The organism is Micromonospora sp. A202, assembly GCF_006715105.1.
GTDB lineage: Bacteria > Actinomycetota > Actinomycetes > Mycobacteriales > Micromonosporaceae > Micromonospora > Micromonospora zamorensis.
The window spans coordinates 2,602,214-2,621,344 of the sequence record NZ_VFMP01000001.1 but is presented as its reverse complement, the minus strand read 5'-3'; the positions used below and the strand labels follow the sequence as shown (position 1 = coordinate 2,621,344).

Here is a 19,131-nt window from a genome sequence, read left to right as displayed (position 1 = left end):
TCGATGTCCCCGCTGACTAGTGCCCACGCCGGTCCGGGTGCCGTCGGGAGGTCTCCGACAACCGGCGGCCGGGGCGTCCTGGTCAGATCCGGGCGCGGGGCAGCCAGCCCAGGAATCGGAGCCGGACCCGGGGCAGCGGCACCGTGGGCAGGTCCTGGGCGGCGGCGACGAGACAGGAGCCGAGATAGACCGCGAGGGCGGCGCGTGCGCCACCGAACTCGGCGAGCAGTTGGCTCTGCTTCGTGGCGCAGGGCCATTCACGACCACACCCGGTGCAGGTCCAGCTCGGTGGGCTGGGAAGGTGCTCCGGCAGCTTCGTGCGACGGTACCGGCCGACGACGCTGTTGTCCGCGCGCACGTCGCGTCGCCGTGGCGCGGGGCCGCCGTTGCGCTGCCCGACCGGGCGGGCACCGGGCAGGTACCGCCCGACGGTGCCGAAGAGCGCCCCGACGCGGATCAGGGCGTCCGGCCCGACGTGGTGGGCCAACAACGCCGTCATCAGGTAATGCCCCAGCAGGTCGAAGGCGTCCCGGTTCAGACCCAGGTCACGGCAGAGGTCGACGAATTCCGGCGTGGTCAGGGGCACCCGGTCGTCGAGTGCGCGGCGCAGCACCTCGCGCAGAGCGCGGCCGAGCCGCTCGACCGCGTCACCCTCGCCCAGCCCCAGGCTGTCCTCGTCCGCCACCCGGGCCAGCGCCTCGGCCACGGCCAGCCGAACGACGCGGTCAGGATCGATACGGTCCAACGCTCCTCCTTCCGTGGGCCGGTCACCCGGCAATGGCCCGGTCGTCCTCCGACTCCCGGGTGAATCATGAACAAGATTTCGCTGCCGGCAACGAGGGTGGCTAGATCAGCAGGCGTAGAAACAGTTGCCGCGCTAGCCGGAAAGCGAAGTCGGCCTACCGACACATCGCAGCGATACGCGGGACGAGGCGACGTGATTGTCGTAAGGTGACATTCCCATCGACAGATATTGCGTCCTCACGACACCCATCGGTCAGACCAGATCCGACGCCCTCGACCGGTCGCTGCCGTCCCGCTCGCGACCCCCACCTCACCGCACCGCACCGCCGGCCAACGACGTGCCGGGTCACCGCCGAGCATTCCGGCACGTCCCGATCTCGCCGCCGACACCGTTTCACCAACCGGCGGCACCCGCACCGGACGGAGACAGCGGATGTCGTCAACACCACTGCAGACCGACCAGTTCGAGAGCCGTGACCCGGTCACCATTCAACAGTTTTTGTCCACCGTGTACGACACGAAACTGCGCATCCACAGCAGGAACGGATACCGGCTCAGCCATCACCGTGTCGACGCCGGCCCCTTCGCCGTTTCGACCACCCGCCAGACCGGGCATCTCGAGATCGATGCCACCACCCTCGGCGGGTTGGTCGTCGGCAGCGCCCGGACCGCCCGTGGCGAGCGCTCCTGCGACGGGTCGACCGACCGGTTCGCGCCCGGCGACGTCCTCCTCGTCACCAGACCCGAGGAGCCGTGCCGCGTACGGTGGCATCCCGGCGAGGTGGAACTCTGTGTGCTGGACCTGTCGGTGCTGACACAGGTGGCCACCACGGCGCCGACGCGGCGGCCCGGTCGGATCCGGTTCACCGATCTGGGTCCCGTCAGTGGGGCACTCGCCCGGCAGTGGCGCAACACCACCAGCTTCGTCAGCGACGTCCTGCTGAACAGCCTGACCAACGGGGCGCAGCCGCTGGTGATCGGCAATGCCGCGCGGATGCTCGCCGCGGCGGCGCTCACGGTGTTTCCCAACACCGCGTTCACCGAACCGACCACCGCGGATCGGAACGACGCCAGCACCGCCACGTTGCGACGGGCGATCGCGTTCGTGGAGGAGCACGCCGACCGGGACATCAGCGCGGCCGACATCGCCGGTGCGGCCGGCGTCTCCCTGCGGGCGGTGCAGCTCGCCTTCCGCCGTCATCTCGGCACCACCCCGACGGCGTACCTGCGTCGGATCCGGCTCGATCGTGCCCATCACGACCTGGTGCGCGCCGACCCCCGCCGGGAGACCGTCTCGGCGATCGCCAGTCGGTGGGGGTTCGCCAGCCACAGCAGGTTCACGGCCCGCTACCACGCCAGCTACGGCGTACCGCCGCGCGAGACGCTGCACGCCTGAGGCGTCGCCTTCGACAGGGCGCCGCACGACGAGTTGGTCGCGATGCTGGAGCGCCATCGCACAACACTCCGACCTGGATCTCGCCTTCCGGCAGGAGGCGCTGGGCCTGCTACGCGCGGCCGTCGCCGCCGGTCAGGTTTCGTCGGGCAACCTCGCCTACCTCCAGGACCGGGTCGCGACCGGCAAGGACGAGCCCCAGGAGTACGGGACGCAGATCCGCTGGGGATCCGGCGGGCCCGTCCCGGCCACCCCGATCAGGGACGAGGCCGATGTCGAACGACGCCGCGCCGAGGCTGGCCTGCCCACGCTCGCGAGCTACCTGGCCGAGGTGACCACGGTCTGCCCCCAGGACACCAACTAGACAGGTGCACGTTCTCCACGCAGAGCGCGGGCGAGGCGGCGCACGGCCTCGTCCATGAGGTCGGGTGCGGCGGCGTAGGTGAGGCGCAGGTGCGGCGCCGGAGGTTCGGCGGCGTACCAGGGGCGACCCGGAAAGACGATGACGCCCTCGGCGGCAGCGGCAGCGGTCACCGCCACGTCGTCGACGCCGTCGGGCAGGCGGATCCACAGGTGCAGCCCGCCACGCGGGACCGACTGTGGACAGAGGCTGGGGAGGTGTCGCCGCAGCGCGGCCAGCAACTCCTCGCGGCGCGTGCGGAGGGCCGTGGCGAGGGTGCGGCGGTGCCGCGGCCAGGCCGGGGAGGTGAGGAACTCCAGCGCCGCCTGTTGCAGTGGGCCGGCCACGAAGAAGTCGTCGAGCAGCCGTGCCGCGCGCAACCGGGCGCCGGCCGGTCCGCGGGCGCCGATCGCCGCGACGCGCAGCCCGGGCGCCGTCGACTTGGTCAACGAGCGCAGATAGATGACGTGCCCGTCGGGGTCGTCGGCGGCCAGCGGCGGTGGGGCCGGACCGTCGATGGTGAGGTCGCGGGCGTAGTCGTCCTCGATCAGGAACGCGCCCGCGTCGCGTACCACGTCGGCGACCTGGGCCCGGCGGTCAGCCGCCAGCGTCGCGCCGTGCGGGTTGGCGTGCAGCGGCTGGCAGTAGAACAGCCGCGCGCCGGTGCGGGCGAACGCGGCGGCGAGGTGGTCGGGGCGTACCCCGTCGGCGTCCGCCGGCACGGGCACCACCCGGAGTCCGGCGGCCCGGGCCACGGCCAGCGCGCCCAGGTAGGTCGGCGACTCGACGAGCAGGGCTTCGCCGGGGGCGGTGAGCGCCCGCACCGCCGAGGACAGCGCGGCCTGCCCACCGGGGCAGATCACCATGTCCTCGGCCCGCAGCCCATTCCCGGCCTCGCGGGCGAACCAGGCGCGTAGGTCCTCGCGTCCCTCGACCGGCCCGCGCTGCCAGGTCGCGGGCTGGCGGGCGGCGCGGCTGAGCGCGGCGCCCAACGCGGCGGCCGGCTGCAGCTCCGCGTCCAGGTAGCCGCCGGACAACGCGATCGCGCCGGCGCGCGGTAGCGCCAGCAGAGCCTGCATCTCCCTCTCGCCGGACGGCCGGGGGCCGAGCGCGACGGTCTGCCAGGACAGGTCGGGTGCGCGCCGCTCGTCCCGCGCGGCGGCCACGAAGGTGCCTCTGCCGGGCCGTGCCTCGATGAGCCCTTCGGCCACCAACCGTCGGATCGCCTCGGCGACGGTGACCGGCGAGGCCTGGTGCCGGGCGGTCAGCTCCCGGACCGAGGGCAGTCGGGCACCGGGACCTGTGGCGGCCACCAGCACGCGCAGATCTTGGATAACGCGGGCGGCTGCGTTACCGTTCTCCATGAAGGACGATAGTAGCACTACTGCCACCAGCACGGTAACAACGCGGCGGGCCGGCGGCCTCGCCCTCGGCGCGCTGGGCGTGCTCGGGTTCAGCCTTTCGCTGCCGGCGACCCGCCTGGCCGTCCAGCAACTCGATCCGTGGTTCGTCGCGTTCGGGCGGGCGGTCGGCGCGGGCCTGCTGGCCTGGGCGTACCTGCGTCTCACCAGCGCACCACGGCTCTCGCGCGGTCAGCGGCGGCGGCTGGTGATCGTCGCCCTGGGCGTTGTCGTCGGTTTTCCGTTGTTCACCTCGCTGGCGCTGCTCACCCAGACCTCCGCGCACGGCGCGGTCGTCATCGCCGCGCTGCCCGCGATGACGGCCGTGTTCGCGGTTCTGCGCGCCGGTGAACGGCCGCCGCCGCTGTTCTGGATCGCGAGCGTCGGCGGCCTGCTGGCGGTGCTCCTCTTCCTCGCCGCCAGCGGCGAGGTACGCGGCACCATCACCCTGCCCGACGCGTTCCTGCTCGCGGCGATCGTGCTCTGCGGCCTGGGCTACGCCGAGGGCGGCGCTCTCGCCCGCGAGCTGGGCGGCGCCCGGACGATCTGCTGGGCGCTGCTGCTGTCGCTGCCCGTCACCGTGCCCGTCACGATCGTCGCCGCGCTGGCCGACCGGCCGCACGCCGACGGCTTCGGCTGGTCGGCCTTCGGCTACCTCACCGTCGTCTCGATGTTCCTGGGCTTCTTCGCCTGGTACGCGGGCCTGGCCCGGGGCGGCATCGCGCAGGTCGGTCAGGTCCAGCTCGCGCAGCCAGTGCTCACCCTCGGGTGGTCGGCGCTGCTGCTCGGCGAGAACGTCACCCCGACTTCGATCACCGCGGCCGTGGTGGTGCTGGCGTGCGTCGTGTTGATCCAGCGCACCCGGCGGTCGGCACCAGCGGTGCGACGGGAGAGGTCGGGCGCGCGCTAGCCCCGCTCGCGCTCGCGGGCCGTCTGCAACTCGGGCACCGACGCCTCCAGCAGTTCAACGAGGCCGCGCAACTGCTCGGCGACCCCGGCACCGAGCGGGGTCAGCGAGTATTCGACGCGCGGCGGGATCGCGGTGAGCACCTCGCGGGTCAGCATGCCGTCGCGCTCGAGGGTCTGCAGGGTTTGGGAGAGCATCCGCTCGCTGACCCCGTCGATGCGCCGACGCAGCGCGTTGAACCGGTACCGACCCTCGCCGAGCGCCAGCAGAGCCAGCGAAGCCCACTTCGAGGTGACGTCCTCGAACACGGCGCGGGAGGCGCACCCGCGGGCGAAGACATCGCTGACCAGTTCCTGGGTAGGCCCCGTCGGGTCCAGGGCCGGCACGTCGTTCACCTCAGCAGCCTACCTCACAGTTTCGGTTTAGCATGTGCTGTAGATTAGTAAGTGCATGCACTTTCGTCATCACCGCACCGGAGGCCTCCCATGCCCACCTACGCCGTCACCGGCGCCACCGGCCGACTGGGTCGCCTGGTGATCGGGCAGTTGCTCGACACCGGCGTGCCCGCCGCCGACATCGCCGCCATCGTCCGCAGCCCGGAGAAGGCCGCCGACCTGGCCGCTCGCGGGGTCGAGATCCGCAAGGCCACCTACGACGACCCGTCGACGTTGCCCGGAGCCGTGGCCGGCGTACGCCGTTTGCTGCTCATCTCCGGCGACACCCCCGGTCAGCGCGTCGCCCAGCACACCGCGGTCATCGAGGCCGCCACGCTCGCCGGGGTCGAGCGGCTGGTCTACACCAGCATCCTGAAGGCCGACACCACCACGAACCCGCTCGCCCCGGAGCACAAGGCCACCGAGGAGGTCCTCGCCGCCTCCGGTCTCGCCTACACCGTGCTGCGCAACGGCTGGTACACCGAGAACTACACCGACCAGCTGCCGCAGTACCTGGGGTCCGGCACGATCCTCGGCGCCACCGGTGGCAGCAAGGTCTCCGCCGCGACCCGGGCCGACTACGCGGCAGCCGCCGTGGCGGCGCTGACCCGCGAGGAGGACGGCAACGCCGTCTACGAACTGGGCGGCACCGCGTTCACGTTCGACGAGTTGGCCGAGACCGTCACGGAGGTCACCGGCACCACCGTCGTCCACCGGGATCTGTCCGCCGCCGAGCTGGCCTCGGCCCTGGAGAACGTCGGCCTCGACGCGGGCAGGGCCGGGTTCGTCGCCGCACTCGACCACTCGATCGCCATCGGCGAGCTCGCGACCGACAGCGACGACCTCAGCCGGTTGATCGGGCGGCCGAGCACCCCACTGCGCGACGCCGTCCGGGCCGCGCGGGCCTGACCCCGCCACCGGCCAGGCCGGTGCCGGCTGACCCCCGCTCACCACCGAAACCAGACCAGCTGGCACCGCCCGGGCGACGGATCGGCCGACACCACCAGCCGATCCGCTCAGCCCGCCTCGGCGAGCAGCAGACCGGTCAACAGGCTGCGCAGGGTCCGCTCGACGAGGTCCGCCCGGGGCGCCGGCGCCGGGGGCTGACCGAAGGCCGCGACCAGGTGCGGGTACGCCGCGAGGTCGACACCGGCGAAGCTGAGGGCCCCGGCCCCGGCGGCGGCCTCGCGGCGGGCGAAGAGGCTCACGACGCCGGTCATCATGGCGATGGCCTCGAACTTGGCGGTGACCGCGCAGGGCAGGGGTTCCAGGACCCGGATGCAGTTGTCGAACCAGGCCAGGCTCTCGGGGCCGACGGCGGAGGCCCGGTGGAACACGTCGAGCAGCCAGGGGTGGGCGCCGAACAGCGCCAACTGCCGGCGGCCCAACAGCACCATGGTGTCCAGCCAGTCGCCCTCCGCCTGCGGGTACGGCCGCAGCTCACCGATGACCCGGTCGGTCATCAGGTCCAGCAGGTCGTCACGCGACGACAGGTACCGGTAGAGGGAGCCCGCGCCGGTGCCGAGGGCGCTGGCGACGGCACGCATCGACACGGCGGCGAGCCCTTCGGCGTCCGACAGGGCGACGGCGGCAACCACGATGGCGTCCCGGCTGTGGGCGGGTGCGGGGCCACGGCTGCCGCGTTCGGGCCTGCTCCAGATGGGCGGGCGGTCGGGGCCACCGTCACCGGCGCTCACGGGGGGTGCTTCATTCACCGGCCCACTCTAGATAGCGGGCGAGGTTCGCAGTCTTCGTCGTGTGCGGCGGCCACGACGGTCGTACCCCCGATCATTGATCTTGGATAGGCTGACGGGCATGCCCGCACGCCACCCGCACCGCCACCACGACGGCCGGAGGTGGGCCCGCACAGCGGCCCCGGCGCACGTGTTCGAGCCGGCCGACTGTTGAGTGGCGCACCCGCGCCCGCCCAGCGAGGTGAGCCGATCCCGTCGCCGCAGCACCGATCCGGTTGGGCGGCTCGCTGCGCGCGGCTCGCCCGGTCGCGCCCGTTCGAGATCGCCATCGTCGTGGTCATCCTCGCCAACGGGATCGTCCTCGGCCTGGAGACCTACGACGACCCGAACCGGGCCAACACGGCGCTGCACTGGCTGGAGTTGCTCTTCCGCGCCGTCTTCGTCGTCGAGATCGGTGTGCGGTTGGCGGCCTACGGCAAACGTCCGCAGGACTTCTTCCGGCACGGCTGGAACGTCTTCGACTTCGTGGTGATCGCGGCCATCTTCATACCGGGCCTGCACGGCGACCTGGCGCTGCTGCGCGTCGTGCGGGTCGCCCGCATGGTCCGGTTGGTGCGGTTCTCGCCGGGTCTGCGGACCATCGTCTCCGCGCTGTGGCGCAGCCTGCCGGGCGTGACAGGGTTCCTCGCCCTGGCCGTGGTGACCCTCTACGTGTACGGCATGGCCGGTTGGCTGATCTTCGGTAGCAGATACCCGGAGCAGTACGGCGACATCGGCAAGTCGCTGCTGACGCTGTTCGTGCTGCTGTCGCTGGAGACCCTGCCGGACCTCATCGAGCAGGGCATGGCCGTCTCGCCGTGGACACTGCTCTACTACGTCAGCTACGTGGTCATCACCGTCAACCTGCTGCTCAACATCCTCATTGCGGTCATCGTCAACTCGATGGAGGAGGCCCGCCGGTTGGAGATGACCGAGCGACTGGCCCCCGACTACGACGAGGACGGCGACGGCGTACCGGACGAGGTGGACCGCATCGCGCTGACCCAACGGCTGGACGACCTGCGGGCGGTGATCGCCGAGCTGGAGCGGGAGTTGCGGATCGACCGGGAGGACGGGCACGGCCGGCCGCACCGGGACGGCACGCGTACCAGAGGGTGATCCGGTGCTCGCGCTGTGTCCTCCAGTTCGGATAGTGTCGACGGCGGCCTGACCGCTTCGGTCGAAGGGGCACCAGCATGACGACCACTGTCGACAATGCCCATCCCACCACCGATGTAGCGAGCACCCTCGGCACCGTCATCGACGACGTGATCCGCCCGCAGGCGACGACTGTCGACCGGGAGGGGGTCTTCCCCCGCCAGGGTGTCGACGCCCTCGCCGCGGCCGGCCTGCTCGGTCTGGCCTGCTCGACCGAGGTCGGTGGCGGCGGCCACGGCATGCGGGTGGTCGCCGAGGTCGTCGAGCGGCTGGCCGCCGAGTGCGGCTCCACGGCGATGGTGGTCCTCATGCACTACGCGGCGACCGCCGTCATCGAGGCGCATGGCCCGCGCGAGGTCCGCGCCGACATCGCGGCCGGCGGGCACCTCACCACGTTGGCGTTCTCCGAGTACGGCTCCCGCAGCCACTTCTGGTCGCCCACCGGCACCGCGACAGCCACCGACGACGGCAGTGTCCGCCTCGACGCCCGCAAGAGCTGGGTCACCTCCGCCGGCGAGGTGGACAGCTACGTCTGGTCGAGCCTCCCGGTGACCCCCGACGCCGGTCCGATGACGCTGTGGCTCGTGCCAGCCGGCAGCGCCGGCCTGAGCGTGACGGGCGACTTCGACGGGCTCGGCCTGCGCGGCAACGGCTCCCGGCCGATGACCGCCGACGGGCTCCGGGTTCCCTCGACGGCGATGATGGCGGCCGACGGTGCCGGGCTCGACACCGCGCTCGGTGCGGTCCTCCCCTGGTTCCTGGTGCTCAACGCCGCGTTCTGTCTCGGTCTCGCCCAGAGCGCGGTCACCGAGGCGAGCCGCCATGTCACCAGGACCACGCTCGCGCACACCGGTGCCGCCCTGCGCGACGCGCCCGTCACCCGCCGCGACCTCGCCCGACTGATGATCCGCACCGACGCGCTACGCGCCTTCCTGGGCGACACCCTCACCGCTCTGGAGACCGGCCGCGACGACGCGATGCTGCGGGTCCTCCAGGTCAAGGCGCTCGCCGGCGAGACCGTCGCCGACGTGACCGACGGCGCGATGCAGCTCTGCGGCGGCAGCGCGTTCCGCAAGGAGTTGGGCCTTGAGCGCCGTTTCCGGGACTCGCGGGCGGCCCGGGTGATGGCACCGACCACCGACGCTCTGCACGACTTCGTCGGCCGGGTCGCCACCGGCCTGCCACTGCTCGACGGGGCCAACCGCTGATGGCGGCGCCATCGGTCCTGATGGGCGCCGTCGCGTACGACCCCAAGGTGGTGACCATCTGGGAGGGCTTCCGCGCCTGGCTACGTGGACGGGGCCTGGACTTCGACTTCGTCCTCTACTCGCACTACGAGCGACAGGTCGAGGATCTCGTCGCCGGACGGATCGACGCGGCATGGAACTCACCCCTGGCCTGGCTGCGCGCCGTGCGACTGGCGGTCGCCAACGGCACGACCGTCCGCGCGCTCACCATGCGCGACACCGACCAGGACCTCACCTCGGTCGTGGTGGTTCGGGCCGACTCGCCGGCGCGGCAGGTCACGGACCTGGCCGGGAAGGTGGTGGCGGTCGGGGCGGTCGACAGCCCCCAGGCGACGCTCATTCCGCTGGGTCATCTCGCGGCCGCCGGGGTCACTGTCGACGTGCGCCGCTTCGATGTCGGCGTCGGCCTGCACGGCGACCACATCGGCGGTGAACGCGACGCGGCCCGCGCCCTGCTGGCCGGGGAGGTCGACGCCGCCTGCATGATCGACGCCAACCACCTGGCGTTCGTCCAGGAGGGAACGCTGTCGCCCGACGGCACCCGGATCGTCGCGCAGACCGCACCGTACGACCACTGCAACATGACGGTCCGCGGGCCGGAGTCCGCCGGGGTCCAGCTCTTCGGCACGCTGCTGCTCGGCATGTCGTACGCCGACGCTCAGGTGCGTCCGCTGCTTGACCTGGAAGGGCTGACGGCCTGGAAGGACGGCCGCACCACGGGGTACGACGCCCTGGCCGGGGCGGTCGACTCCACCGGTTTCTACTCCCCTGACGGGCGGGTGACGGCCACGGACTACCGGCCGTGAGCGCGGCGCCGGCCGCCGACGCCGAGGTCCACCTCGGTGACCTGAGCTTCGGCCGGGGCGCACACCTGCTGGTGCACCGAGCCCTGGCCGATCTGCCGCCCGGAGGCCGGTTGGCGGTCCGCGGACGCGACCCGGCGCTGCGCGTACACCTTCCCGCCTGGTGTCGTGGCCGGGGTCATCGGGTCGAAGCGCCGGAGCTGGGCGACCGGGCCGACGTGGTGGCGGTGGTGGTCCGGGGCACGGCGGACGACGACCGCTGGTTCGGCGCGGAGCGCGCCGGGCCCGCCCTCCCGACGGCACTTCGCAGCCGTCCGCCGGCGCGGTGGGGGCTCGGCGCCCGGGGTGCGCTGCTCGAAGCCGGTGGCCCCGAGGCCCGGTTCGACCTGGACGACCGCGACCTGGTGTGGGCCGATGTCGCTCCCCACCTCTACGCGCAGGCGGCGGCACGGCAGTGGGACCTGCAGACCGCGGTGCCCTGGGATGACCCGTTCGCGCTGCCGTCGGACGTCGAGGCCGCGGTGGTGCAGGTCATGACCTACCTGGTCGAGAACGAACAGGCCGCCCTCGTCGTGCCGGCCCGGTTCGTCGGGCGGATCCATCCGCACTTCCGTGAGGTGGTGCAGCTTCTCGCCGTGCAGATGGCCGACGAGGCCCGGCACATGGAGGTGTTCAGCCGACGGGCACTGCTGCGGGGCGCCGAGATGGGCACGTCGTCGGCCGGCGGTCGACAGTCGCTCTTCACGCTCGTCGCGGAGTCCGACTTCGCGCTGGCCTCGTTCCTGCTGTCCGTGCTCGGCGAGGGCAGCTTCGTCGATCTGCTCTCGTTCCTGCACCAGTTCGCCCCCGACCCGGTGACGCGGCGGATCTGCTGGCTCGCGATGCAGGACGAGCGCCGGCACGTGGTGTTCGGCATGGCGCACCTCGAGCATCAGGCGCGGCTCGACCCGCTGCTGCGGGACCGGCTGCGGGCGGCCATCCACCGCCGCCACGACGCGCTCGTCGACACCGCCGGCCTCAACGCGGACGTCTTCGACGCGCTGGTGGTGCTCGCGGCGGGCGGCTGGCATCCCGACGACGTGTCCGCCGGCTTCGACCGGGTGCAGGCCCTGCAACACGCGATGGATCAGGGCCGCCAGCGCCGACTGGTACGGCTGGGTTTCCGGCCCGACGAGGCGGCCGCGCTGTCCGCCCTGCACACCCGCAACTTCATGTGAGCGACCACGCTCACTGCGGGGGTACGGTGGAGTTGCCATGGACAGGAACTCCAGCGCGGTCCGCGAGGAACTACTGCGGCTGCGTGAGCAGACCGAAGCGCAGGCCGCAGCCCTGGACGGTGACCTTCGGAGCCTCTTCGAGGCCTCCCGGTCGTCCAACGCCGACGACGAGCACGACCCCGAGGGCAGCACCATCGCCTTCGAGCGCGCGCAGCTCACCGCCGTCCTGGACGCGGCCCGCCGACGCCTGGCCGAGCTGGACAACGCGCTGCGGCGGGTCGACGACGGCAGTTACGGCGTGTGCGAACGGTGCTCCCGTCCCATTCCCGCCGAGCGGCTGGTCGCCCGGCCGTCGGCGCGTACGTGTGTGGCCTGCGCCAGCCGGCGGTGACGGTGCCCGTCGGACGCGAGGGTCACGGGCACCGTCGTCGTACCCGGTGATCAGCTGGTGCAGCAGGCGCCCGCGGGCGCGGCGTCGAGGGCGACGAGGCTGAGCGGCGCGGACAGCAACCCGCCGGAGATGCCGGTGCTCAGTCCACGCCCCGTCGGCTCCGGTCCGCAGCAGTTGTCGCCGCTCGCCGATTCGGCGGGGTTGCTGTTGCAGACGCCGGTTTCGGGCAGGTCGAGCTGGACCTCGCGGGCGGCGGTCCAATCCCCGGCGAGGGCGGCCACGACCGAGCGGACCTGCTCGTAGCCGGTGGCCATGAGGAACGTCGGCGCCCGGCCGTAGGACTTCATGCCGACGGCGTAGTAGCCGCTCTCCGGGTGGGCGAGTTCGTCCACGCCATGGGGGGGAACGGTGCCGCAGGAGTGCTCGTTGGGGTCGATCAGTGGGGCGATCGCACGGGTCGCGCCCAGGACCGGATCCAGGTCCAACCGCAGCTCGGCGGCGATGGAGTGGTCGGGTCGGAAGCCCGTGGCGGCCACGATGCGGTCGACGGGGATCGACTCGTCGGTGCCGTCGGCGTGCCGCACGACCACGCTCACCCGCCCGTCGGTCGGGGCGAGCGCGTGCACGGAGAACCCGGTGAGCAGCCGGATGCGCCCGGCGTCGACGTGCGCCCGCAGGCGCGAGCCGAGCGCGCCTCGCGCCGGGAGGGCGTCGGCCGCCCCGCCACCGTAGGTACGCGTCGGCGAGGCGGTCCGGATCGCCCAGGTCACCTCGGTGCCAGGTTCGGCGGCGGACAGCTCGGCCAGGGACAGCAGGGTGTTCGCGGCCGAGTGGCCGGACCCGACCACGAGGGTGTGCCGGCCGACGAACCGGCCCCGGTCGGCACCGAGCACGTCCGGCAACGCGTGCTCCAGATGGGCGACCGAGTTGGCCTCTCCCCTGGCGGGCAGGCCGGACGCGCCGAGGACGTTCGGCGTACCCCAGGTGCCGGAGGCGTCGATGACGGCGCGGGCGAACAGCTCGTCGCCGTCGGCGAGGCGGAGCAGGAAGGGCGCGGTGTCGCGTCCGGCGGTGCGCAGCCGGTCGAGGCCGAGGCGGCTGATCGCCTCCACGCGCGCCCCGTAGCGCACGTGTGGCTTGAGCTGCGGCAACTCCGCGAGAAGCTGGAGGTAGTCGCCGACGAGTTCCGCGCCGGTGGGCAGGGCCTCCGGGTCGGGGGCGACCCAGCCGGCCTCGTCGAGGAGCCGACGGGCGGCCGGATCGACGTTGTACCGCCACGGTGAGAAGACGCGCACGTGCCCCCACTGCCGTACGGCGGCACCGGGGGTGTCGCCGGCTTCGAGGATGGTGAAGGGCAGGCCGCGCTCGTGCAGGTGCGCGGCGGCGGCGAGACCGGTCGGGCCGGCGCCGATGACGACGACGGGAAGGCCGTCCAGAGCGTTCATCCGTTGACTCCTCGATGTGGTGGCCCGCCTGAGGGGCGCGGGCTCGTCAGGTGATGGTGGGGCTGCGACGTTCGAGCAGGACGACGTCGCGCCAGCGGTCGTGGTGGCGCCCGACCCGCTCGCGTACGCCGATCACGCGGAACCCGGCCCGCTGGTGCAGCGCCATGCTGGCGGCGTTCTCCGGGAAGACTCCGGACTGGATCGTCCAGATGCCGGCGGCCTCGGTGGAGGTGATCAGCGCGTCCAGCAGCAGTCGGGCGACGCCACGGCCCTGCGCGGCCGGGTCGACGTAGACGGAGTGTTCGACCACTCCGGCGTAGACCGCGCGGGTCGAGGTCGGCGAGACCGCTATCCAGCCCAGGACGGTGCCGTCGCGGTCGACGGCAACGAAGCGGTGCCCGGTCAACCGGGCGGCGTCGAAGGCCGTCCAGGTCGGGGCGGTGATCTCGAAGCTGGCGTTGCCGGCGTCGAGGCCGGCCTGGTAGATCGCCAGGACCCGGTCGGAGTCGGCCTCGGTCATGGGCCGCACGGTGAGGTCAGTCATCCAGGTGTTCCTTCCCGGTGGGGTCGGTTGCTCAACGATGCCTGTCTCGACGCTTGTCGAATCAGACAGTTGCACGCTGATTAGATCAGTGTCAACCTAGAGCAATGTCTAATCAAGCGATATCGGCGGCCTGCTGCCCCTCGCTGACCGAGCGACGCGTGCCAGCAGAGGCCGCCGCGGTGCTCGCGCCCGCGTTCAAGGCGCTCGGCGACCCGGTGCGGCTGCAACTGCTGTCGATGATCGCCTCCGCCGAGAGTGGGGAGATCTGCGTCTGCGATCTGACCCCCGCGTTCGACCTGACCGGGCCCACCATCTCGCACCACCTCAGGACGCTGCGGGAGGCCGGGCTCGTCGACGCCGAACGCCGGGGCACCTGGGTCTACTACAGCGCCCGGCCGGCCATGCTGCGCCAGCTCTCCGCACTGCTCACCGTCACACCCGCAGCCGCGCCCACCGACCGACCGGACTGCTCGTGACCAGCACCGTCCAGAGCAACCCGGCCGAGAGCGCCGTGGTCGGTCGCCTCTCCCGACTCGACCAGTTCCTACCGGCCTGGATCGGGCTGGCGATGGTCGCCGGCCTGCTCCTCGGTCGCCTGATCCCCGGTCTGGACAGCGCGCTGGAAGCGGTGACGGTGGGCGGGATCTCGCTGCCGATCGCGATCGGCTTGCTGATCATGATGTACCCGGTGCTCGCGAAGGTCCGCTACGACCGGCTCGACACCGTCACCGGCGACCGCCGCCTGCTGATCTCCTCGCTGGTGCTCAACTGGCTCGTCGGCCCCGCCGTGATGTTCGCCCTGGCCTGGATCTTCCTGGCCGACCAGCCCGCGTACCGCACCGGCCTGATCATCGTCGGTCTGGCCCGCTGCATCGCCATGGTCATCATCTGGAACGACCTCGCCCGCGGTGACCGGGAGGCCGCCGCCGTCCTGGTCGCGCTCAACTCCGTCTTCCAGGTCGTCGCCTTCGGTCTGCTCGGCTGGTTCTACCTCTCGGTGCTGCCCCGGTGGCTGGGGTTGTCCGGTGCCGAGTTGACGATCTCGGCCTGGGACATCGCCCGCAACGTGCTCATCTTCCTCGGCATCCCGCTGATCGCCGGCTACCTCACCCGCCGTCTCGGCGAGCGCGCCAAGGGCCGGACCTGGTACGAGGCACGCTTCCTGCCCAGGATCGGCCCGGCCGCCCTCTACGGGTTGCTGTTCACGATCGTGATCCTGTTCGCGCTACAGGGCGACGCGATCACAAGCCGCCCCCTGGACGTCGTCCGCATCGCGCTGCCCCTGCTGGTGTACTTCGCCCTCATGTGGGCCGGCTCCTACGCTCTCGGCCGGGCCATCGGTCTCGGCTACGAGCGCACCACAACCCTGGCCTTCACCGCGGCCGGCAACAACTTCGAACTCGCCATCGCGGTCGCGATCGGCACCTTCGGCGTCGCCTCCGGTCAGGCCCTCGCCGGGGTCGTCGGCCCGCTGATCGAGGTGCCCGTCCTGGTCGGGCTGGTCTACGTGTCCCTGTGGGCGCGCCGCCGCTTCTTCACCCCCGCACCCTCGGCAACCGCGTAACCCGGAAGGCAACCCTCATGAGCACCAGGCCCAGCGTCCTGTTCGTCTGCGTCCACAACGCCGGCCGGTCCCAGATGGCCGCCGGCTGGCTGCGCCACCTCGCCGGCGACACCGTCGAGGTCCGCTCGGCCGGCTCCGCGCCGGCCGACACGGTCAACCCCGCCGCCGTGCAGGCCATGCGCGAGGTCGGCATCGACATCACCGACCAGACCCCCAGACGTCTGGAGTACGCGACCGCGGAGTCCTCCGACGTCATCGTGACGATGGGCTGCGGCGACACCTGCCCGGTCTTCCCCGGCAAACGCTACGAGGACTGGCAGCTGGAGGATCCCGCCGGCAAGGGAGTCGACGCCGTCCGCCCGATCCGCGACGAGATCCGCGCCCGGGTGGAGAAGCTCCTCGCCGAGCTGAGCCAGGCGACCTGACCAGCGGGCGGCACGGCACCCACGCGGACCGGCGCCTCAGCGGCTGCCGGCGTAGACAGCGCGGTCGCCGAGCTCCTCCTCGATGCGGATGAGCTGGTTGTACTTGGCCGTGCGGTCCGAGCGCGACAGCGAGCCGGTCTTGATCTGGCCGCAGCCGACGCCCACGGCCAGGTCGGCGATGGTGGTGTCCTCGGTCTCCCCGGAGCGGTGTGACATCACCACCCGGTACCCCGCCTTGTGGGCGGCGTCCACCGTCGCCAGGGTCTCGGTGAGCGTGCCGATCTGGTTGACCTTGACCAGGATCGCGTTGGCGTAACCGCCCTCGATCCCGTCGCGCAGCCGGTCGACGTCGGTGCAGAAGACGTCGTCGCCGACCAACTGCACCCGCTCCCCCGCCAGCGCCGTCAGCCGCTTCCAACCGGCGATGTCGTCCTCCGCCATCGGGTCCTCGACGGAGCTGACCGGGTACCGCGAGACCAGGTCGAGCAGGTGGTCGATGTGCTCCTCGACGGTGCGCTCGCGCCCCTCGCCGACGTAGTCGTAGACGCCGTCGCGGAAGAACTCCGAGCTGGCCGGATCGAGGCACATCGTGATGTCGGTGCCGGGCTCGTAGCCGGTGTCCTCGATGGCGCGCAGCACGAAACGCAGCGCCTCGTCGGCATCCGTGAAGTTCGGCGCGAAGCCGCCCTCGTCCCCGACGTTGGTGCTGTGCGCGGCCGCCGCCAGGGACGCCCGGAGGGTGTGGAAGACCTCCGAGCCCATCCGGACCGCCTCGGCGAACGTCCGCGCTCCGACCGGAGCGATCATGAACTCCTGGAAGTCGAGCGGGTTGTCGGCGTGTGCGCCGCCGTTGATGATGTTCATCATCGGCACCGGCAGCAGGCGGGCCCCGACGCCACCGACGTAGCGGTAGAGCGGCTGCCGGTGCGCCAGCGCCGCCGCCTTCGCCGCCGCCAGGGACACGGCGAGGATCGCGTTGGCGCCCAGTCGACCCTTGTCCTTCGACCCGTCGAGCGCGATCATCGTCTCGTCGATCAGGGCCTGGTCCTCCGCGTCGAGCCCGGTCACCGCGTCGGCGATCTCACCGTTCACCGCGCCGACCGCCGTCGTGATGCCCTTGCCGTGGAAGCGCGTGCGGTCCCCGTCGCGCAACTCGACCGCCTCGTTCGCCCCCGTCGACGCCCCGGAGGGCACGGCCGCCCGCCCGGTCGATCCGTCCGTGAGGACCACGTCGGCCTCCACGGTCGGGTTGCCCCTGCTGTCGAGAATCTGCCGACCACGTACCCGACTGATTGCCGTCATCACATACTCCCTGTTCACGATGCCTTTTCGCCGCCAGACTGGCAGGAAACGGCGGTCCTGGCACCGCGACGATGGACACGTTGACCCGTACCCCAGGGTGCGGGTTTAGGGTCGCGGGATGCGGGTGGGTGAGCTGGCGCGACGGACCGGGACGACGGTCCGGGCCTTGCGGTACTACGAGTCGGCCGGGCTGGTCGTGCCCCGGAGGTTGGGCAACGGCTACCGGGAGTACGACGCGATCGCGGTGCGGCTGGTGGCACAGATCCGCGAGTTGATGGCGCTCGGCCTCACCGTCGAGGAGACCCGCCCGTTCGTCGAGTCGATCGCCGGTGGCGCCGACGACGCCGACGTGTGCGCGGCGGCGGTGGCCACGTACCGCAGCACCATCACCGGCCTGCAGGAGCGGATCGGCAAACTGACCGCCCAGCGGGACGCGCTGGACGCCCGCCTCGACGCGGCCGCGACCCAGGTCGTGCCCGGCAGCGCGGCGGCCGGCACCGACCCCACCGCGCTGGTCGGCACCCGCCTGCCACCCCTGTCCTTCTACGGCACCGACGGCCGCCCGGTCGATCTCGGTGCGCTCGGCGACGGGCGCACCGTCATCTTCGTGTACCCACTGACCGGACGGCCGGGCGTCGACCTGCCCAACGGGCTGCTGGAGGTCCATGGCGCCCGGGGCAGCACCGAGCAGGCCGCCTGGTTCCGCGACCACCACGCGGAACTGCGCGCGGCCGGCGCCGCCCGGGTGTACGGCCTCTCCGCGCAGTCGACCGGATACCAGCGGGAACTCGCGCACCGGCTGCGGTTGCCCTACCCGCTGATCCCCGACCCGAGGCTGACGCTGGCCGACGCGCTGCGTCTGCCGACCCGCACCGCCGGTGACATGACGCTCTACGAGCGGTTGACGCTGATCATCGCCGACGGCGCTGTCGAACAGGTCTTCCACCCGATTCCGGACCCGGCGTCGCACCCCCTGCACGTGATGCGGTGGCTCACCAAGCGACGCCAGGCCCCCGGATCGGTCGTCTAGAAGTCGTCGTCGAAGGCGACGGTGCCGCTCACCCCGACCTGGTACGCCGAGACGCGCCGCTCGAAGAAGTTGGACAGCTCCTGCACGTCCTGCAACTCCATGAAGGCGAACGGGTTGGTCGACCCGTAGTGCGGGGCGATGCCGAGCTGGGCGAGGCGACGGTCGGCGACGTGCTGGAGATACTCCCGCATGTCGGTCAGCGTCAGACCGGGCACACCGTGGCCCAACAGGTCCTCGGCGAACTGCACCTCGCACTCGACGGCCTCGGTGAGCATCTGCCGAACCTGGTCGGCGAGGTCGTCGTCGAACAGGTCCGGCTCCTCGGCGCGGACGGTGTCGACCACGTCGAACGCGAACGCCATGTGCATCGACTCGTCCCGGAACACCCAGTTGGTGCCGGAGGCCAGGCCGTGCAGCAGGCCACGGGAGCGCAGGAAGTAGACGTACGCGAAGGCGCCGTAGAAGAACAGCCCCTCGATGCAGGCGGCGAAGCAGATCAGGTTGAGCAGGAACGTCCGCCGGTCCTCCCGGGACCGCAGCTCCCGCAGGTCGTTGAGCGAGTCGATCCAGCGGAAGCAGAACTCGGCCTTGCGACGGATCGAGGGGATGTTCTCGATGGCGGCGAAGGCGGCGAAGCGCTCGGTCTCGTCGGGCACGTACGTGTCGAGCAGGTTGAGATAGAACTGGACGTGCACGGCCTCCTCGAACAGCTGCCGGGACAGGTAGAGGCGGCCCTCGGGGCTGTTGACGTGCTGGTACAGGTTGAGCACCAGGTTGTTCGCGACGATCGTGTCGCCGGTGGCGAAGAACGCCACGAGGCGGCCGACCAGGTGCCGCTCGGCCGGCGACAGCTTGTCCAGGTCGGCGAGGTCGGCGTGCAGGTCGACCTCCTCGACCGTCCAGGTGTTGCGGATGGCGTCGCGGAACCGGTCGAAGAAATGCGGGTAGCGCATCGGGCGGAGGGTGAGGTCCATCCCGGGGTCGAGCAGCATGT

General features: G+C 71.8%; 21 protein-coding genes. 13 read left to right on the top strand and 8 right to left on the bottom strand.

The features are described 5' to 3' along the window. Positions 1–82 precede the first annotated feature (82 nt). A complete protein-coding gene (locus tag FBZ33_RS33355; RefSeq protein ID WP_255508822.1) occupies positions 83–745 on the bottom strand; it encodes a hypothetical protein in 663 nt (220 codons plus the stop codon). A gap of 432 nt (positions 746–1,177) precedes the next feature. Here FBZ33_RS33355 and FBZ33_RS12055 point away from each other — a divergent pair, with 432 nt between their 5' ends. Together FBZ33_RS12055 and FBZ33_RS33735 are read left to right on the top strand one after the other, a co-directional pair. After that, on the top strand, positions 1,178–2,140 hold the full coding sequence (locus FBZ33_RS12055) for a helix-turn-helix transcriptional regulator (RefSeq protein WP_141909102.1): 963 nt from the start codon (positions 1,178–1,180) through the stop codon (positions 2,138–2,140). A 55-nt stretch (positions 2,141–2,195) separates the two neighbouring features. Then, positions 2,196–2,501: a DUF6624 domain-containing protein gene (locus FBZ33_RS33735; RefSeq protein ID WP_370453081.1), complete on the top strand. Its 306-nt coding sequence runs from the start codon at positions 2,196–2,198 to the stop codon at positions 2,499–2,501. On the opposite strand, the gene FBZ33_RS12050 is transcribed toward FBZ33_RS33735, so the two are convergent. Beyond that, the gene (locus FBZ33_RS12050; RefSeq protein WP_141909101.1) at positions 2,498–3,901 is read right to left on the bottom strand and encodes a PLP-dependent aminotransferase family protein; all 1,404 of its coding nucleotides are present in this window, start codon (positions 3,899–3,901) and stop codon (positions 2,498–2,500) included. The two genes, FBZ33_RS33735 and FBZ33_RS12050, sit on opposite strands and share 4 nt — an antisense overlap. On the opposite strand from FBZ33_RS12050, the gene FBZ33_RS12045 reads away from it, so the two are divergent. Continuing rightward, positions 3,900–4,847: a DMT family transporter gene (locus FBZ33_RS12045; protein ID WP_141909100.1), complete on the top strand. Its 948-nt coding sequence runs from the start codon at positions 3,900–3,902 to the stop codon at positions 4,845–4,847. The two genes, FBZ33_RS12050 and FBZ33_RS12045, sit on opposite strands and share 2 nt — an antisense overlap. Here the strand turns inward: FBZ33_RS12045 and FBZ33_RS12040 are convergent. After that, a complete protein-coding gene (locus tag FBZ33_RS12040; RefSeq protein WP_141909099.1) occupies positions 4,844–5,239 on the bottom strand; it encodes a helix-turn-helix domain-containing protein in 396 nt (131 codons plus the stop codon). The two genes, FBZ33_RS12045 and FBZ33_RS12040, sit on opposite strands and share 4 nt — an antisense overlap. Positions 5,240–5,329: 90 nt before the next feature. On the opposite strand from FBZ33_RS12040, the gene FBZ33_RS12035 reads away from it, so the two are divergent. After that, complete coding sequence (locus FBZ33_RS12035; protein ID WP_141909098.1) at positions 5,330–6,187, top strand: NAD(P)H-binding protein; 858 nt, start codon at positions 5,330–5,332, stop codon at positions 6,185–6,187. Positions 6,188–6,294: 107 nt separating this feature from the next. Here FBZ33_RS12035 and FBZ33_RS12030 read toward each other — a convergent pair whose 3' ends face one another. After that, positions 6,295–6,993 carry a TetR/AcrR family transcriptional regulator gene (locus tag FBZ33_RS12030; protein WP_255508821.1) on the bottom strand — a complete coding sequence of 233 codons (699 nt, stop codon included), beginning with the start codon at positions 6,991–6,993 and terminating at the stop codon, positions 6,295–6,297. A gap of 189 nt (positions 6,994–7,182) precedes the next feature. Between FBZ33_RS12030 and FBZ33_RS12025 the strand changes: the two genes are divergently transcribed. From FBZ33_RS12025 to FBZ33_RS12005, 5 genes are all read left to right on the top strand, one after another. Beyond that, positions 7,183–8,130 carry an ion transporter gene (locus tag FBZ33_RS12025; protein WP_255508820.1) on the top strand — a complete coding sequence of 316 codons (948 nt, stop codon included), beginning with the start codon at positions 7,183–7,185 and terminating at the stop codon, positions 8,128–8,130. 77 nt (positions 8,131–8,207) lie between these two features. Next, positions 8,208–9,377, top strand: a complete 1,170-nt coding sequence (locus FBZ33_RS12020) for an acyl-CoA dehydrogenase family protein (protein WP_141909097.1) — start codon at positions 8,208–8,210, stop codon at positions 9,375–9,377. Next, on the top strand, positions 9,377–10,222 hold the full coding sequence (locus tag FBZ33_RS12015; protein ID WP_141909096.1) for a phosphate/phosphite/phosphonate ABC transporter substrate-binding protein: 846 nt from the start codon (positions 9,377–9,379) through the stop codon (positions 10,220–10,222). Before FBZ33_RS12020 ends, FBZ33_RS12015 begins: the two co-directional genes overlap by 1 nt. After that, the gene (locus tag FBZ33_RS12010) at positions 10,219–11,436 is read left to right on the top strand and encodes a sulfurtransferase TusA family protein (protein ID WP_141909095.1); all 1,218 of its coding nucleotides are present in this window, start codon (positions 10,219–10,221) and stop codon (positions 11,434–11,436) included. Before FBZ33_RS12015 ends, FBZ33_RS12010 begins: the two co-directional genes overlap by 4 nt. A gap of 37 nt (positions 11,437–11,473) precedes the next feature. Beyond that, positions 11,474–11,827: a TraR/DksA C4-type zinc finger protein gene (locus FBZ33_RS12005; RefSeq protein WP_088947824.1), complete on the top strand. Its 354-nt coding sequence runs from the start codon at positions 11,474–11,476 to the stop codon at positions 11,825–11,827. A gap of 50 nt (positions 11,828–11,877) precedes the next feature. Here FBZ33_RS12005 and FBZ33_RS12000 read toward each other — a convergent pair whose 3' ends face one another. Both FBZ33_RS12000 and FBZ33_RS11995 read right to left on the bottom strand, forming a co-directional pair. Next, on the bottom strand, positions 11,878–13,272 hold the full coding sequence (locus tag FBZ33_RS12000; RefSeq protein ID WP_141909094.1) for an FAD-dependent oxidoreductase: 1,395 nt from the start codon (positions 13,270–13,272) through the stop codon (positions 11,878–11,880). Positions 13,273–13,318: 46 nt separating this feature from the next. Then, positions 13,319–13,816, bottom strand: coding sequence for a GNAT family N-acetyltransferase (locus tag FBZ33_RS11995; RefSeq protein WP_141909093.1), 498 nt, complete (start codon positions 13,814–13,816; stop codon positions 13,319–13,321). Between the two features lie 104 nt (positions 13,817–13,920). On the opposite strand from FBZ33_RS11995, the gene FBZ33_RS11990 reads away from it, so the two are divergent. Genes FBZ33_RS11990 through FBZ33_RS11980 form a run of 3 tightly spaced genes read left to right on the top strand, consistent with a single transcriptional unit; the run spans position 13,921 to position 15,805 of the window. Next, positions 13,921–14,292 (top strand): metalloregulator ArsR/SmtB family transcription factor, encoded by a 372-nt coding sequence (locus FBZ33_RS11990; protein WP_141909092.1) that lies wholly within the window; start codon positions 13,921–13,923, stop codon positions 14,290–14,292. Further along, positions 14,289–15,380 carry an ACR3 family arsenite efflux transporter gene (gene arsB / locus FBZ33_RS11985; protein ID WP_255508819.1) on the top strand — a complete coding sequence of 364 codons (1,092 nt, stop codon included), beginning with the start codon at positions 14,289–14,291 and terminating at the stop codon, positions 15,378–15,380. The genes FBZ33_RS11990 and arsB overlap by 4 nt, the downstream gene beginning before the upstream one ends. Before the next feature lie 17 nt (positions 15,381–15,397). Further along, positions 15,398–15,805 carry an arsenate reductase ArsC gene (locus FBZ33_RS11980; protein WP_141909090.1) on the top strand — a complete coding sequence of 136 codons (408 nt, stop codon included), beginning with the start codon at positions 15,398–15,400 and terminating at the stop codon, positions 15,803–15,805. A 36-nt stretch (positions 15,806–15,841) separates the two neighbouring features. On the opposite strand, the gene eno is transcribed toward FBZ33_RS11980, so the two are convergent. Beyond that, entirely contained in the window at positions 15,842–17,107 is a 1,266-nt protein-coding gene (gene eno, locus FBZ33_RS11975; RefSeq protein WP_141909089.1) for a phosphopyruvate hydratase, read from the bottom strand. Positions 17,108–17,225: 118 nt separating this feature from the next. On the opposite strand from eno, the gene FBZ33_RS11970 reads away from it, so the two are divergent. Further along, the gene (locus FBZ33_RS11970; protein ID WP_141909088.1) at positions 17,226–18,137 is read left to right on the top strand and encodes a MerR family transcriptional regulator; all 912 of its coding nucleotides are present in this window, start codon (positions 17,226–17,228) and stop codon (positions 18,135–18,137) included. On the opposite strand, the gene FBZ33_RS11965 is transcribed toward FBZ33_RS11970, so the two are convergent. Next, the gene (locus tag FBZ33_RS11965) at positions 18,134–19,129 is read right to left on the bottom strand and encodes a ribonucleotide-diphosphate reductase subunit beta (protein ID WP_141912599.1); all 996 of its coding nucleotides are present in this window, start codon (positions 19,127–19,129) and stop codon (positions 18,134–18,136) included. The two genes, FBZ33_RS11970 and FBZ33_RS11965, sit on opposite strands and share 4 nt — an antisense overlap. Between the last annotated feature and the right edge of the window lie 2 nt (positions 19,130–19,131).